Below are 14,244 nucleotides of genomic sequence, written 5' to 3'. Positions count from 1 at the left end.
GGCGCTCCCCCTTTGCCGCAGAGCGCGTGATGACCGCGCCTCCAACGCCGATCGAAAAAAATCGCCCTCCCCCGCCATTTAGTGTCAGTGGCCGCCCTATCAGTCAGCGAGGCCCATTCGGGCACCTGATGAGAGAGCACCGCTGGGAGGCGGAATATGATGGGAGTTCGTGGTAGCACGCTGATCGGCGTGGCCATTCTTGTATGGGTTGCATGGATCGTCCTGGCGACCGACTCAGAAGCTCGTATTGAGCGCACCTGCCAGCCCGTTCTGTGGTTCGGCAATGTGGCAACGTCCCTCACACAGCTGACCTTCAATGAATATCAGGACTCGGTGCAGGAGAGCTTCGAGTCTGCCGACTACGCCTGCCGCTTTACCGTGTGGCGCCTGCTGCACGAAGACGCCTGGATTGAGAGCCAGCAAGGCACCGATCCCGAGGCGCCGACCGGGGAGGGCGAATGATGTTCGCGCCCCGTCGATTCCCCGCTCTGTTTCGCACCCTGGCCACCACCCTGCTCGCCGTGGGGGTCAGTGCTGGCGCGACGGCGGCTGAACCACGCCCTGTCGCGCTGGTCGAGTTCGCCAGCTTCGATTGCCAGTTCTGCCAGGCAATGAGTGATCACCACCCGGCGATCGAGGCAGCCGTCGAAGACGCCGAGCTTGAGTACCGCTACGCCCCTCTCCCCTCCCACACCAGCCTCGAGCGTGCCTGGCGCGAGCGCACCTATTACGCCTCCCGTGAGATCCCGGGGATCGCTGAGGAGGTCCGTGAGGCGTTCCTGGCAGCCGGGAAAACCGGCGTCCCTCTCGAAAACCTCGATGAGGTGCTGGCGCATCTCGAGCTTCACGTTCCCCAAGTCCGCTGGAACCAATTTTCTGAAGACCGCATTCAGGACCGCAGCTCAGTCGAGGCCATTGAGCGGGCCATCCGGCTTGCTCAGCGGGCCGAGCTGCGGGAGTACCCAGCCTTTGCTGTCGTCTCTCGCTCCGGTGTCGAGCTGCTGAGCCTGGCTGGCGACGTGGATGAGAAGGCCGAGGCGGTAATCAAGTATCTGGAGAACCTTTGATGTCCTTGCGAAACCCCGTGCTGGCCGCCTCGCTCGTGGCCACCCTCGCTGGCTGTGTGGCCCAGCCACCGGCTGAGGAGCCCAAGCGCTGGGAGGTGTTGCCTGACGCCTACAACACCCTGACCAGCCGTTATGTCCTGGTCCCGGGCTATGAGCACCTGGGTGTCTACGCCAACCGTACCTACAACTGGTACTACGGTGCCGGCAAAGGCCTGGAGCGGTATGCCCAGGGCGGCACCATTTACGACGAGGCGTACTGGCAGGCCCGCTACGCGGCCATGCCGGATGAGTACAAGGACGCCCTGGATGGCGTGCCGCTGGCGCGATTCCACTTCGAGTTCGACTCCACCGCCCTGACCCCGGACTCCCAGCGAGAGCTTGCGTCCTTCCTGGATGGGGAGGCGCTGACCGGGCGCGTGCTCGTGGTCGGGTACACCGACCATATCGGACCCGAGACCTACAACGGTCCCCTCTCCCAACGCCGAGCCGATGCGATCGCTAGTGAGCTTCGCAAGGCCTGGCCTGATGCCCGCTTCCTGACGGAAGGGCATGGCACCTACCCCAAGCTGGTTGACGGCACGACCGATACAGCGCGGGCGGCCAACCGTCGCGCCGAGATTTTTCACCTGGAGGCAGATCAATGAACGTCTTTATCGCCCACGCCCAGATCCTCCGTAAGGAGCCGCCCAAGGAGCCCGGTCGCTCCGGCCTGATGGTCCTGAAGGTCGGCAAGAACAAACGCACCACCGACGCGCTGATCCAGTCGGTGAACCAGATCATCGTGCGCATCCCGGGGCACCTGTCCGATCGAGCGGCCAAGCTGCCGGTGGATTCCTACATCGAGATTTTCGGCCATGTCGGCGGCATTGTGCGTCGCTCCCAGGTTTCCGGCGAGCAACACCTGAGCGCTGAGCTGGTGGCCAACAACATCCAGCCGGCCACGCCGATGATCGAGGGCAACATCGAGAAGCACCTGTTCAACCGCTTCATCGCGGTGGGCCTGCTGCGCGGCGTGAAGAGCCCGGAGAAGGAGGGGCCGCCCTCCACCGCCTACCTCCAGATTGGCCCGGATCGCCCGGACTTGGGCCGCTCGTTCCAGCATACCGGCGTGATCGGCATGGCGGCCTTTGGTCGTGTGGTCGACCGCCTCGTGGAGTATTCAGCCGGCACCGCCCTGCACGTCGAGGGGCGCGTCACCGGGCTGCTGCGCAAGATCCCCAAGCCAGGCGCCGAGGGCGGGTTCGAGGAGAGCCTGGAAGTCGGTCTGGTGATGGATCGGGTCAGTCCGACCGCGATGGTCGCCGAGCGCATGCTGACGCCCTTCGAGGCGCCCAAGCCGGCCGCCGAGCGGCAGGACACCACCCCGCAGTCCAGCGCCGAAAGCGAGCGCCAGTCGGCGACGGCTGCTGATCAGGCTCAGAGCTAGGAGGTCGTCAATGTTCGCCCTACCCGATTGTGCCGTTGAGATCGCCGCCTACTACGAGGTGCCCATCCAGGTAGTCGCAGCTGTCCGCCAGCAAGAAAGCGGAAGCCGCGGCCAAGCAGTCGGCCGTATCGGGCCGAACAAGAACGGCACCTATGACCTCGGTGCCATGCAGATCAATACATGGTGGCTCGATCCAGAGACCAACCGGAATCACCTCCAGCAGTGGGGGATTACCGAGCAGGAGCTGCTGGAAAACGAGTGTACGAACATCGCCGTTGGAACGTGGATTCTCTACGAGAACATCACGCGCTATGGCGACTGGGAGGCGGCCTTGGCCGCTTACAACGCAGGGTCACCGGAGAGCCCGGTAGGCCAGCAATACGCAAACCAAGTCCTTGCGACACTAGGAGATCAGTACCAATGACTACTTCCGTCGAGATCCGCGACACCAAGCCCAGCAAGTTCGCCCAGCTGCGCGAGTCGCTGACGACCAACAAGAAGCGCATCGGGGAGCGTTCCCTGCTGGTGGCCACCACGCTTTTCATGGCCATGCCCGCCTGGGCACAGACCGCTGGCGGTGGTGACTTCCAGGACTTCGCCGACAAGGTGGAGGATCTTGCGCACGGGCCGTTCGGTATCGGCATCTCCATCCTCGCGCTGATTATCGGCTGCCTGGTGGGCCTGGGTCGTCAATCCGCGGCGCCCGCCTTCCTTGGGCTGGGGATTGCCGGTGCCTTCGCTGTCGGCCCCTTCATGATCAAGGAAATCTTCAGCTGGTTCGGTAACTGAGGGATGAAGGAGAGGGATCATGTCTAACGAGTCCTATCGGATTCCACAAGATGTCGACGCGCCTATCCCTATCTTCGCGTGGGAAATGACTGAGGTGGTGGTCGCCATCATGGTCATCGGCGTGGGGATCATCATGCGGTTCTTCATCCCGGGCCTGATCGCAGGGATCTTGCTCATGATGGCGGCCAAAAAGATGCGTGCCGGCCAAAAGCGAGGGCAGGTGCAGCACGTCTTGTGGCGCATGGGGCTGAGGCTTGATCCCTTGCTTGGCAAGTTCGCCCCCCGTCCCATGCGCCTGGAGTACATCCGCTGATGAAATACCTCAACGCACTCCGTAATCAGTGGATCGCGGCCCGGGGCTGGATGTTCTGCACCCTGCTCCTGGCTGGGCTGCTGATCTACGTCATGCAGAGCTATGTGCAGCTGAGTGCCAACATGCCCACCCGGCTGGTCCCCTATGACCTGCACCTCATGCAGGGGCCAGTCGAGGTAGGCGCCAGCGCCGGCTACACCGATGAGGACTACCTCACCGAGATAGCCGTGGCTGACACCCAGCTGCACAGCACCTGGACCCCGAACAACGTCGAGAGCCAGTACGCACGCTTCCAGAACCGGATGACCCCGGCCCTGTACGCGAAGGTCGGCAACGACCTTCAGGGCCGCCTACCGGACCTGGAAAACTCCGAACGCTCCCAGGCGTTGTTCGTAGAGCACACCGAGGCCCTGGAAGACACCGTTCGGGTCACGGGACGGCTTCGCGCCTGGATCGGCAGCGAGCAGGTTGAAGACCGGCCGATCGCCTACCGGGTCCGCTACGCCTTCAGCGATGGCGTGCCCTACGTCGCTGGTTTCTCTGTGGAGGAAGAATGAACAAGCCCAAGATGCTGGGGCTGATCGCGGCGGCGGCCATGGTCGCCGCCCCCTTCGCCAGCGCCAGCGATGAAGTCCAGACGGTGGCTGTGTCCACTGATGCCTATAACCGGCTCGTGTTCCCCGAGCCGTACTCGCAGATCGTGATTCCCCCGGAAGCCGAGCTGCGTGATAACCCCGTGCCCACCGATGGTAAGCGGGGCCTGTTGATTCGACCGGCTGAGGATGCAGAGCCCTTCTCTGTCTTCGTTCAGCTGAAGAGCGGCGAGGCTTTCACTGTGAAGCTGGCGCCGGATGCTGACATCGAAGCCCAGGTGTTCCGCTACCGGAATGCCCCCGACCTCTCTGAAAAGCCCGAGCAGGAAAGCCGGCCCAAGGATCGCTGGATAGCCGACACCATCCTGTCCGCTTTCCAGGGTGGCCGCCCTGCCGGGTTCGAGCCATCGGGCCGCCCGTCCAGCGCCCGCATGGAAATGCCCAACGGCGGCACCCTCAAGCTCACCGCCCAGGACCAATACCGTGGCTCCGGCCATGTGGTGAACGTCTATGTCCTGTCGGCCGACACCTCCGTGGAAGTCGAGCCTCGAGACTTCTACCGGGCCGGCGTCGTGGCCATCTCCCTGGATGGGGATGTGGTGAGCGAGCGCCAGAACCCTCGGATGATCGTCGTGGAGGTGGATCGTGGCTGAAGAGCAAGAGAACCAACAGCCTGAAGAAACTGGCGGCGGCAAGGCCTCAGCGGTTTCTCGGGCCAAGTCCAAGATCGTGTCACAGGGCCTACTGGAACGCGCCCAGACGCGCAAATGGCTCCTCTACGGGGGCATTGCCTGTCTGATTATCTGGCTCGCCGCCAGTAAGGCGATCAGCGAGCGTAACAGCGACAGCAATGCCGCCCCGCCTCCTCCTGAGTTCGTGGACACCTCCCCGGATACCCGGGCGGGAGAAGAGGCAACCATCTCGCGCCTCCAGCGCCAGCTTCGTGATGCCAACGAGCAGATTGCCCAGCAGCGTGAGCGCCAGGAGCAGCGTGACGAAGAGTTTATGGAGCAGCTGGAGTCAATCAAGTCCTCCATGGAGACCGAGCGCGAAGCGATGCAGACCACCATGGCTGAGCTGCGCGAGAGCCTGGTGAACGCCTCGGATAGCGACGGTGATGCTGGGGTGCGGATCGGCACCGGATCACGCGATAGCGACAACAGCGCCAATCGCTCGCCGACTGATTACCTCCGGCCGCCGCGCAGCGATGATCCCGGCGTGGTGCCACCGCCCCCGCTGGCGCGTCGAGACAGCGACTCAGGCCGAGGCAACCTGCCCCCGCGCCAGCAGACCTCTTCCGGTTCGAGCGGTGGGGTCATCCCCTCGCAGCTGCCCCAGCTCCGGCAGCCCGATGAGCCTGCTGATCCCATCGTGCTCGATGGCTCGAGCGGTGAGTCCAACGCCCGGATCATCCGCAACGAGGAAGTCGCTCAAGAGGACGACGAAGAGAATATGGGACCGCCGAAGGCTGGGTTCCTCCCGATGGGCTCGTTCTCCGAGGTCGCGATGCTGACCGGCGCCGATTTCGGTGCCGCCGAACGGACGCGCAACAACCCGCAGCCGGTGCTCTTCCGCATCCAGAACGATGCCTTCCTCCCGGGTAGTGCCCGGTATCGCCTCGCCGACTGCTTTGGCATGGGCGGTGGCTACGGGGATCTCTCGAGCGAGCGGGCGCACATCAATGTCACCCGGATCTCCTGCGTCGACACCAAGACCGGGATGATGCTCGAGTCCCCCATCAATGGGTACATCGTGGACTCCGATGGCCGCCTGGGGCTGCGCGGCAATGTTGAGCGTCGTGCTGGCGCCTTGCTGGGCAAGGCCATGCTGGCTGGTTTCGCCGAAGGCGCCAGCAGCCTCGCGGCGACCGCTGCCCAGGGGGCAGAGCAGGCCGTGACCGGCAGTGGCGTGGTGACCACCGTTGACCCCGATAGCGTTGGCGAGGTGGGCCTGTACGGCGGGGCTGGTCGTGCCATGGAGATCCTGGCCGAGCGCTACATCGAAGAAGCCGAATCCATGTTCCCGGTGATCGAGGTTCCCTCTGGCCGCCGCGGGACCGTTGTGATCCAGGAAGGTCAGCAGCTTGAGTGGGAAGCCTACGAGCTGGCCGACAAGATGCCGACCCAGGAGTAACCCGATGACCAAGAAGCTGTTGATCCCCCTGGGCGCCCTGCTGCTCCTCGGCGGCTGCGCCACCGTCAAACATGATTGCGATCTCGGCGAAGAGTGCGTGGGCACCAGTGATGTCTACACCGCGGCCGTGGCCAATGAGGGCTCAAGCGAGTCAGTGATGGAGGGCGTGAAGCCCGCTTCCGAGGCTGAGGAGGAGCAGATCGAGCAGTGGCGCCCCTACAGCGGGGGCGGTCTCACTGACCAGCCGGTATACCAACCGGGCAAGCCCGTGCGTATCTGGGTAGCCCCGTGGCGCGGTGACGATGGGATTCTCCGCTCTGGCGAATACCTCTACGTCACCCTTCCCGATTCATGGCGCTATGGCGAGCTGCGCGAGGCAGGCGTCGGCGCCGGCATGATCGGGCCTGCGCCAGGCGAGCTGCACATTGCGCCTGCGGGGCGTGGGCGCCAGCCGAACCCGAACCGCATCCAGCCGCAAATGCAGATCGTCCCGGAGGAGTGAGATGAAGATCACTGCGATGACCCGCATGCGGCACCAGTTGCGTCGCATGATCCAGCAGGGGGCACCGGACTACGGAGACCGGGCTCTCCCTCTCCAGGCGGCCGAGGCGCTGACCGAGCGGGATGACCCGGCCACCCTGCTGCCCTACCTCGACTACGAGGATGGCTACTGTGTTAGGGACGATGGCAAGCACCCTCAGCTGGGGTTTGGCATCCAGTTCTCCCCGCTCATGGTCGCCGGCAAGGACATCGAGGAGCAGATCGAGTCGCTGATTACCCGGGCGCCAGCTGACACGGTGATTCAGTTCGTCGCGCACAGCTCTCCGGCCATCGAGGACCGCATCCAGACCTGGGAGACACGGCGGCTGCGCTACTGCAAAGACCCCATGCTCAAGGAGTTGGTGGAGCGGCGCAGCCAGCACATGCTCGATGCCGCGGCCAACAACAAGAGCCTGCTGCCGAACGAGCGCCTGTACCCTCGCGAGGTCCATTACTTCGCCTTCTTCACGATGACCTTCGACGGTGACCCGGAGCACGCGGAGGAGATCCGCTCATGGCGCCACATGTGCGACGAGTTTCGCCAGTCGGTGCAGGGGGCCTTCGCCTCGATGGGCCTTGGCCCCGCGCTGATGAACGAGCTGGGCGCCCGCCGCGTGCTGCGCCGTATCGCCAACCCGCAGATGGTGCCTGGTGAGCTTCAGCGCCTCGAGGAGGAAGATGGGAGCTTTGTCGACTCGATATTCGACAAGCGCACCCGCGTCCGCGTGAAGTCGTCTGGCGCCATCCAGTTCAGCGATGACGAGCGCGAAGTCGACGTGGTGCCGATCACCATCGACACCTACCCGGACTACCTGCGGCTCTACATGACGGGTGACCTCCTGGGCGAGCTGAAGTCGGCCACCGACCGGATCGCGCCGGCCTACTGGATGCACACCACGATCTACAAACCGTCGACCGAGAAGGCGCGGAACGACATCACCATGCGCATGGGGATGATCTCCAAGCAGTGCATGAGCGATTCCGAGTGGTACAAGGGCATGATGCCCCACCTGTTCACTCGGCGCCGGGACACCCAGCAGCTGCTCAACGACACCCGCTCGAGCTACTGCCCGGTGCGCATGTGGTCAGGGATCAACATCATCACCGAACCAGAGCGTGCGGCCTCAGATGCCGACTACGTTACCTCTCTGTGGCGGAAGGCAGGGTTCCGAGCGTCCCGCGAGCGCTACATCACCTTGCCGATCTGGCTGTCCTCGCTGCCCTGGGGCTACAACCCGCGCATGGACAAACCGACCTCGGGCCTCCAGCGGGCGCAGATGGTCTCGAGCCTCAATGGGGCCTGTGCGTCGATCTGCCAGGGCGACTGGGGCGGCAATGGCCCGGTGGTCCGCAAAGACCCCCAGGGCAACCCGTACCTCTATGCCAACGGCCTGCTCCTGGTCTCGCGCCGGGGGCAAATGTCGTGCATCGACATTTTCGACTCGGCGACCTCCTACAACTTCTCGGTCATCGCGACCTCGGGGGCGGGCAAGTCATTCCTCGCCAACGAGTTCGTCACCGACATGCGTTGTCGGGATGGTGTGGTGCGGATCATCGACGTGGGCGGCTCCTACAAGGAGCTGTGCGAGCTGCTGGGCGGCCAGGAGCTGCGCTTCGACCCCAACTACCCAGTGTCCCTCAACCCCTTCTGGGGCATCCGCGGCAAGCAGCGCTACGACGATGATGACGGGGGGAGCGAGATCGCCGAGATGATCCCGGTCCTCAAGGACGCTATCTCGCAGATGGCCTTCCCGCTTGGGGAGCCGGACAACTACGAGTACCAGCTGATCGAGAAAGCCATCCTGGAGAGCCATGACGCGCATGGTGAGGTCATGGAGACCCAGCACGTCTACCAGTGGCTGGCGAAGCGGGCAGATAGTGATCCGGTGGCCAAGAACATCGCGTTGCAGCTGGAGCCCTATGCGGTCGGCCGCCACGCTGCCTGGTTCAACGGCGAGCCGCAGCTGGACCTCTCCAACGAGTTCACGATCCTCGAGCTTGAAGAGCTGAACGTCGACCGCGAGCTGCGCAACGTGGTGATGACGCTGCTGATGGCGCGGACCACCCGGGACATGTACCTGCGCCCCCGCAACATCCCCAAGATGATGCTGATCGATGAGGCCTGGGATCTGCTGGCGGACCCCAAGAGCGGCAAGTTCATCGAGACCGCTTTCCGCCGTATCCGTAAGTATTACGGCAGCGCCGGCTTCATCACCCAGGGCTTCAAGGACACCGACCTCTCGCCGGCTGCCCAGGCTGCCTTCGATAACGCGCCCTGGACGTTTGTGCTCAAGCAGTCCGGCCCCTCGCTGGACTATGCCGAGAAGAACGGCAAGCTGGGCGGCGAGGACGAGTTCCTGTTCGACATGCTGCGTGGCGTGAAGCCCGGGGCGGGCTACTCCGAGGTGTTCGTCAAGCACGAGAGCGGCGGTGGTCTCTTCAGGTTCGTGGTCGACCCCTACTCGTACTTCCTGTACTCGACCAACCCGAAGGATCAGGCTCGCTTGATGAAGCTCACCGAGGCGGGCCACAGCACTCAGGAAGCCATCCGCATGCTCGCCGAAGGGCGAGGGTAGGGTTGGCTAGTGCTGGCGCTTCTATCCGCCCTGTCGGCCTGTCTCGCTGGGGCGGTGGGCTACTCGGTCATGGTGGTGCTGCCTGTGGTGGTGTTCATCGGGGCGCCTCTGGAGTTGCTGCGTCCACCGGGCGAGATGGCCGTCTCGCACACCCTGGCCCAAGGCACCATTCTGGCGGGAGCCGCCGTCTCCATCCTCGCTTGGCTAGGGTATCGGCTGGCGCCAGCCAGCTACCGGGTCGGCCGCCTGTTCCCCGGGGCTCGCGAGCTGGCTGATCGCGTCTGGGTCTACGAGTCCCCTGCCCTTCAGGCCTATGCCATGCCTAGCCCTACGGGTGGCGTGGTCGTCCTGACGCGGGCTGCCCTGAACCTCCCCAAGGCAGAGCTTGACTGGCTGCTGGCGCACGAGCGATCGCACCTGCGCCGGGGGGATGCCTCGGCCAATCTCTGGTGGTGGACCCAGCACCTCATCCTGCGGCTGGCGCTCCGTGTGGCCCTGGTGATTCACACGCTGCTGCGTCCCGTGCCTGTCCTGGGGCTGGTCAGCCGCCTCTATTACAACGTCGCCTTCCTGGGCTTGCGGCTGGCGCTGTGGCTGTTCAAGGCGCTTGACCGGCATCTGGGCCGCCTCATGGAGTATCGCGCCGACAGCGATGCCGCACGCGCCACCACGGCGGTGGCCGGCTGCTACCTCCTAAGCCGCCTGCCAGCTGGCCTCGAACCCAGCTGGGGGCTTTTCTCCACTCACCCGCCCACCTATCGGCGGATTCGGCGTCTGGAGCGCATGATATGAGCCTGATGGGCTATCGCTCGACTCTCCTGCGATCCGTCATTGCCCTGACGGTCTTCTACAGCCTCGCTGGCATGGTGGCCTTCTACGCCATGGGGCCAGAAGCGCTCCAGGCGTGGCTGGAGGCTCGTGGTTTCTGGGATGCGGACAGGGGCGACATCAATCCCGCGAACGCCGCCTCAGCCGCCACAGAGGCGGTGGTGGCCAGGGTCGATGCTGTCTGGCCCTGGCTGGTTGGCGGCATGGGCGTGGGGACGCTGATCGTCCTCATGGTGGTGTTGGTCGGCCGGGTCGTGCGTCGTTATCGAGCGAAGTCCCGGGGCGAGTTTCGTGGCATGGATCTCACCATCACGTCCATGCCCACACCGGACCCGGTGAAGTTCAAGCCGATCAAGGCACAGCTGGCGGGTGACGTGCCCCGCCATCATCTCCCGCTGATTCACCAGCTGCTGGGCTACCTGCAAGCACACCCTGACGCCTACTGCGGGGATGGCCATGGGACGACGCTGCTCGAGCACCACCTCGGCGTCATGGATCAGGCCTTCGAGTATGAAGGGGCCGACCCTCTTCTGCCCCTTGCTGCGGCAGCGCACGACATCGGCAAGACGATTTCGCATGCGAAACTGGACGGCGAATGGGTACGGTTCTCCCCTCACGACAAGGAGGGTGGTCGACTCCTGCCGAAGTTTCCCGCCTGGTGGGAGCTGCCTGATGATGAACGGGCGATCCTTCTGCTGGCGGTCAAGTACGAGCACTCGCCCTCCAAGATGCCGAGCACCTTCCCAGGGCTCACCGACAAAGGCCTGCGTCGAGCGAGCACCCTCCTCCAGCAGCTACGGGAAATCGATGGGCTCACGACGCGCACCGAGAAGAGCAAGGTTCTGGAGTCAGTGGATGTGGAGGAGCTGGCGATCGATGCCTTCCTGCGCGTCATCCCCCTGGTGCCTTATCAGGTCAAGGGCCTGGCCAAGGGGGTGAAGGCGGCGGGCTTTCGCGTGGGCGACCGCCTGTACCTGTCCGAGCCGATGATCCGTGAAGCCTCCCTGACCAAGCTGGGGCAGGGTGTTGCCGAGGCGCTTGGTGGTGGCTATCGCGCTCCTGGCAAGACTGGGCAGTTCACACAGATCCTCTTGAAGGCGCTCCATGATCGCGGGTGGCTGGTGACCGAAGCCGAGGGCGTGCCGGAAGGCAGTGAAGCAAGCAAGACGTGGACGCTACCAGCTGATCAGGCGCTGTGGCGCGTGCGATCCGGCATCATTGAGTTCCGGGGCATGATCGCCGTCGAGCTGCCTGAGGAGCATCACGGGCTGTATCCGCGAGAGACTGCCTATGAGGTGACGGTGATCGGCCCGCTGCGCACCAGCGCTGGCAGTGGCGTCGTGCCGACCAAGGACAGCGGGAAGCGTGAAGAGCGTGCCGAGATTCCCAAGGGCATCCCTGCCTCCGAGGTATGCGAGGTCAGCCTCTTCGCCGGTTCACAACCTGGAGGCGATGCCGGGAAGGTGGAGCTGCCAGCTGCCGGTGGGGATGTTGCACCGAAAGACGAGGAGCCTGCACCGAGCAAGGCCCAGAAGGACAGCCCGCCTTGGCTGCTCGAGGATGGTGACAACGCCAGCACGGCGTCAGTCAGCGGTGGGGATGCTGCACCGAAGGACGAGCCCGTAGGTGGGAACGCTGCACCGAAAGGAGGGGAAGCTGCTGGCGCTGGGGTTGTCCCGGCCCAGGATGAGGCCTCGAAAAGTGACGTGTCATGGCTGCTGGATGATGGTTTCGAGGATGCCGCGCCGCCAGTCAGCGGTGGGGACGCTGCACCGAAAGGCGACCCGGTAGGTGGGGATGTTGCGCCGAAAGGCGAGCAGGACACCGACGCAGCCGGTGAGCCCGCCCCGGAGCAGGCCACGAAGCATGACGCCTCCTCGCTCCTTGAGGACGATGACGGCGCCAGCGCGGCCTCAGGCAGCGGTGGGAACGCTGCACCGAAGGGCGACCCGGTAGGTGGGGATGTTGCGCCGAAAGGCGAGCAGGCCGCCGACGCGGCCGGTGAGCCCGCCCCAGAGCAGGCCCCGAAGCATGACGCCTCCTGGCTCCTCGAGGGCGATGACAGCGCCAGCACAGCGCCAGCCAGCGGTGGGAATACTGCACCGAAGGGTGACCCGGTAGGTGGGGATGTTGCGCCGAAAGGCGAGGAGCCCACCCCGGAGCAGGCCCCGAAGCATGACGCCTCCTGGCTCCTCGAGGACGATGACAGCGCCAACATGGCCTCAGCCAGCGGTGGGGATGCTGACGATCCAATAGGTGGGGACGCTGCACCGGAAGAGGCTGCGGCGGCCGGTGGGAACGCTGCACCGAAGGGTGACCCGGTAGGTGGGGATGTTGCGCCGAAAGGCGAGGAGCCCACCCCGGAGCAGGCCTCGAAGCATGATGCCTCCTGGCTCCTCGAGGACGATGACAGCGCCAACACGGCCTCAGCCAGCGGTGGGGATGCTGCACCGAAGGGTGACCCGGTAGGTGGGGATGTTGCGCCGAAAGAGGCTGCGGCGTCCGGTGGGGATGCTGCACCGAAGGACGACCCGGTAGGTGGGGATGTTGCGCCGAAAGGCGAGGAGCCCGCCCCAGAGCAGGCCCCGAAGCATGACGCTTCCTGGCTCCTCGAGGACGATGACAGCGCCAACACGGCCTCAGCCAGCGGTGGGGATGCTGCACCGAAAGAGGCTGCGGCATCCGGTGGGGATACTGCACCGAAGGATGACCCGGTAGGTGGGGATGTTGCACCGAAAGGCGAGCAGGCCGAGGAAGGAGCCCAGGAGGCCGAGGCGAAACTGTCGCCAATCGAGCGGCGGTTGCAGAAGCGCCGAGCTAAGGCGAAGAAGGCATCCGCCAGCCACTCCAGCGGGAGTGCGTCACAAGCTGGCAGCGACAATGGTGCTGGCGCGAAGGGCAAACGAGCAAAGGCCGAGGTGGCAGGGCCGCCCAAGCTCTTCAGCTGATCCTTGCGGGAGGCCACCGGAGTCATGGCTACCCCTATCTCTCCTCGAGACCTGCAATCCCGCAGGAATGAGGAGAGAGACCATGCAGAACACTGAAGACGTGCTGATCGTTCGGGAGGAGAGCGACCTCCGTGGATTCTGGCGAGCGTATGAGCGCCACCATGAAGGTGCAGACCCTGCCGAATTCGGCATTGAGCGCAGATGCGCCCAGGTGCGGTTCCATCGACGTGATTGGCCCTGTTCGGCCTCCGCGAGGCTTTCGATCGATGGTCAGCGCCGCACTTATCCGGTCACGCACGGGCTCTATGGCCTAGTTGTCCGCCCGGATCGCTGATTCCCTGCCTCCCCTAGCTGCTGCTGCGGGAGGCCTCCCTCCAAGTGTCACCTCACCCCCTATCTCCTTATGAGACCTGCATTAGAGCAGGAATGAGGAGGAAAACATGTTTGAGAAGATCCGACGATGGTTGCGAGAGCGACCTCCACTGATGAGGCCTGCAAGCCTCCAGGTTGTCACAGAGGATGTGCGTAAGCTGGGAATTGGCGCCATGGGTGCCGGTGTACTCGGGTTGTTCGCCCCAAGTGACAAAATCGCCCTAGGCGATTCAGTTGCCTTGTTTGCTCTGGGTGCTATCATCTGGGTAACAGGCATCATGCTGCATGCGCTCAACGAGCGCAGCCGACCTGATACCGAGGAGTAGGATATGACACCTTTTGGTTGGATGATCTTGGCTTTTGCCCTGCTTATGGCAGGTGTTTGTGGTTTCACTTATGTTCAGATTTTGCGCAACGATCACCAGCAGCATCGCAACGGCAGTAGTTAGCCCAATCCTGGAGATTGTCATTCTCGCCAGGACAAATCATTGTGATTTGCTATTCAACAGGCTCCCTCCGGGAGCCTTTTCCATTGTGCGCCAGGCATGGCGCGCAGCGCCTTGACTGGCGCTATTCCTGAGGGTGGTGCCTCACAGGATGACTTGGGGGTGAAAGTCCCCTACGGACCCTGATAGCGGGAACCGTTAGCTGAACAGCAA

At 64.1% G+C, this 14,244-nt stretch carries 16 protein-coding genes; all 16 read left to right on the top strand.

Annotated elements, in window-relative coordinates:
* Positions 1-156: 156 nt before the first annotated feature.
* Entirely contained in the window at positions 157-462 is a 306-nt protein-coding gene (locus tag NH344_RS12240) for a hypothetical protein (protein ID WP_074211726.1), read from the top strand.
* Complete coding sequence (locus NH344_RS12235; RefSeq protein WP_253027961.1) at positions 459-1,067, top strand: thioredoxin domain-containing protein; 609 nt, start codon at positions 459-461, stop codon at positions 1,065-1,067. The genes NH344_RS12240 and NH344_RS12235 overlap by 4 nt, the downstream gene beginning before the upstream one ends.
* Complete coding sequence (locus tag NH344_RS12230; RefSeq protein ID WP_230834879.1) at positions 1,067-1,711, top strand: OmpA family protein; 645 nt, start codon at positions 1,067-1,069, stop codon at positions 1,709-1,711. The genes NH344_RS12235 and NH344_RS12230 overlap by 1 nt, the downstream gene beginning before the upstream one ends.
* Entirely contained in the window at positions 1,708-2,493 is a 786-nt protein-coding gene (locus NH344_RS12225) for a hypothetical protein (protein ID WP_230834880.1), read from the top strand. The genes NH344_RS12230 and NH344_RS12225 overlap by 4 nt, the downstream gene beginning before the upstream one ends.
* A 10-nt stretch (positions 2,494-2,503) precedes the next feature.
* Positions 2,504-2,917, top strand: a complete 414-nt coding sequence (locus NH344_RS12220) for a lytic transglycosylase domain-containing protein (RefSeq protein WP_022524272.1) — start codon at positions 2,504-2,506, stop codon at positions 2,915-2,917.
* On the top strand, positions 2,914-3,282 hold the full coding sequence (locus tag NH344_RS12215; protein ID WP_230834881.1) for a TrbC/VirB2 family protein: 369 nt from the start codon (positions 2,914-2,916) through the stop codon (positions 3,280-3,282). The genes NH344_RS12220 and NH344_RS12215 overlap by 4 nt, the downstream gene beginning before the upstream one ends.
* 19 nt (positions 3,283-3,301) lie before the next feature.
* On the top strand, positions 3,302-3,595 hold the full coding sequence (gene traL, locus NH344_RS12210) for a type IV conjugative transfer system protein TraL (RefSeq protein WP_230834882.1): 294 nt from the start codon (positions 3,302-3,304) through the stop codon (positions 3,593-3,595).
* Positions 3,595-4,152: a type IV conjugative transfer system protein TraE gene (locus NH344_RS12205; RefSeq protein WP_253027960.1), complete on the top strand. Its 558-nt coding sequence runs from the start codon at positions 3,595-3,597 to the stop codon at positions 4,150-4,152. Before traL ends, NH344_RS12205 begins: the two co-directional genes overlap by 1 nt.
* Complete coding sequence (locus tag NH344_RS12200; protein ID WP_179931203.1) at positions 4,149-4,841, top strand: type-F conjugative transfer system secretin TraK; 693 nt, start codon at positions 4,149-4,151, stop codon at positions 4,839-4,841. Before NH344_RS12205 ends, NH344_RS12200 begins: the two co-directional genes overlap by 4 nt.
* Positions 4,834-6,321, top strand: coding sequence for a TrbI/VirB10 family protein (locus NH344_RS18365; RefSeq protein ID WP_230834883.1), 1,488 nt, complete (start codon positions 4,834-4,836; stop codon positions 6,319-6,321). Before NH344_RS12200 ends, NH344_RS18365 begins: the two co-directional genes overlap by 8 nt.
* A gap of 4 nt (positions 6,322-6,325) precedes the next feature.
* Positions 6,326-6,823 carry a TraV family lipoprotein gene (locus NH344_RS12190; protein ID WP_074211719.1) on the top strand — a complete coding sequence of 166 codons (498 nt, stop codon included), beginning with the start codon at positions 6,326-6,328 and terminating at the stop codon, positions 6,821-6,823.
* 1 nt (position 6,824) lies between these two features.
* Positions 6,825-9,437, top strand: coding sequence for a TraC family protein (locus NH344_RS12185; RefSeq protein ID WP_179931206.1), 2,613 nt, complete (start codon positions 6,825-6,827; stop codon positions 9,435-9,437).
* Positions 9,438-9,446: 9 nt separating this feature from the next.
* Positions 9,447-10,229, top strand: a complete 783-nt coding sequence (locus tag NH344_RS12180; RefSeq protein ID WP_022524280.1) for a M48 family metalloprotease — start codon at positions 9,447-9,449, stop codon at positions 10,227-10,229.
* A gap of 71 nt (positions 10,230-10,300) precedes the next feature.
* Positions 10,301-13,213 (top strand): hypothetical protein, encoded by a 2,913-nt coding sequence (locus tag NH344_RS12175; protein ID WP_230834886.1) that lies wholly within the window; start codon positions 10,301-10,303, stop codon positions 13,211-13,213.
* Between the two features lie 82 nt (positions 13,214-13,295).
* On the top strand, positions 13,296-13,547 hold the full coding sequence (locus NH344_RS12170; RefSeq protein WP_179931209.1) for a hypothetical protein: 252 nt from the start codon (positions 13,296-13,298) through the stop codon (positions 13,545-13,547).
* A gap of 106 nt (positions 13,548-13,653) precedes the next feature.
* On the top strand, positions 13,654-13,911 hold the full coding sequence (locus NH344_RS12165) for a hypothetical protein (RefSeq protein ID WP_022524282.1): 258 nt from the start codon (positions 13,654-13,656) through the stop codon (positions 13,909-13,911).
* Positions 13,912-14,244 lie beyond the last annotated feature (333 nt).

The organism is Halomonas sp. Ps84H-12 (assembly GCF_024124725.1).
GTDB classification, from domain to species: Bacteria; Pseudomonadota; Gammaproteobacteria; order Pseudomonadales; family Halomonadaceae; genus Vreelandella; species Vreelandella aquamarina.
The sequence above is the reverse complement of the archived record's forward strand: the minus strand, read 5'-3'. Positions and strand labels throughout refer to the sequence as shown.

What these genes read in the sequence shown, in the direction of transcription:
- NH344_RS12235 (WP_253027961.1), top strand. Translation starts at nt 459, where the DNA reads ATGATGTTCGCGCCCCGTCGATTCCCCGCTCTGTTTCGCACCCTGGCC.
- NH344_RS12200 (WP_179931203.1), top strand. Translation starts at nt 4,149, where the DNA reads ATGAACAAGCCCAAGATGCTGGGGCTGATCGCGGCGGCGGCCATGGTC.
- NH344_RS12175 (WP_230834886.1), top strand. Translation starts at nt 10,301, where the DNA reads ATGGTGGCCTTCTACGCCATGGGGCCAGAAGCGCTCCAGGCGTGGCTG.
- NH344_RS12230 (WP_230834879.1), top strand. Translation starts at nt 1,067, where the DNA reads ATGTCCTTGCGAAACCCCGTGCTGGCCGCCTCGCTCGTGGCCACCCTC.
- NH344_RS12240 (WP_074211726.1), top strand. Translation starts at nt 157, where the DNA reads ATGATGGGAGTTCGTGGTAGCACGCTGATCGGCGTGGCCATTCTTGTA.
- NH344_RS12170 (WP_179931209.1), top strand. Translation starts at nt 13,296, where the DNA reads ATGCAGAACACTGAAGACGTGCTGATCGTTCGGGAGGAGAGCGACCTC.
- NH344_RS12205 (WP_253027960.1), top strand. Translation starts at nt 3,595, where the DNA reads ATGAAATACCTCAACGCACTCCGTAATCAGTGGATCGCGGCCCGGGGC.
- NH344_RS12165 (WP_022524282.1), top strand. Translation starts at nt 13,654, where the DNA reads ATGTTTGAGAAGATCCGACGATGGTTGCGAGAGCGACCTCCACTGATG.
- NH344_RS12225 (WP_230834880.1), top strand. Translation starts at nt 1,708, where the DNA reads ATGAACGTCTTTATCGCCCACGCCCAGATCCTCCGTAAGGAGCCGCCC.
- NH344_RS12215 (WP_230834881.1), top strand. Translation starts at nt 2,914, where the DNA reads ATGACTACTTCCGTCGAGATCCGCGACACCAAGCCCAGCAAGTTCGCC.
- NH344_RS12185 (WP_179931206.1), top strand. Translation starts at nt 6,825, where the DNA reads ATGAAGATCACTGCGATGACCCGCATGCGGCACCAGTTGCGTCGCATG.
- NH344_RS12190 (WP_074211719.1), top strand. Translation starts at nt 6,326, where the DNA reads ATGACCAAGAAGCTGTTGATCCCCCTGGGCGCCCTGCTGCTCCTCGGC.
- NH344_RS12220 (WP_022524272.1), top strand. Translation starts at nt 2,504, where the DNA reads ATGTTCGCCCTACCCGATTGTGCCGTTGAGATCGCCGCCTACTACGAG.
- traL (WP_230834882.1), top strand. Translation starts at nt 3,302, where the DNA reads ATGTCTAACGAGTCCTATCGGATTCCACAAGATGTCGACGCGCCTATC.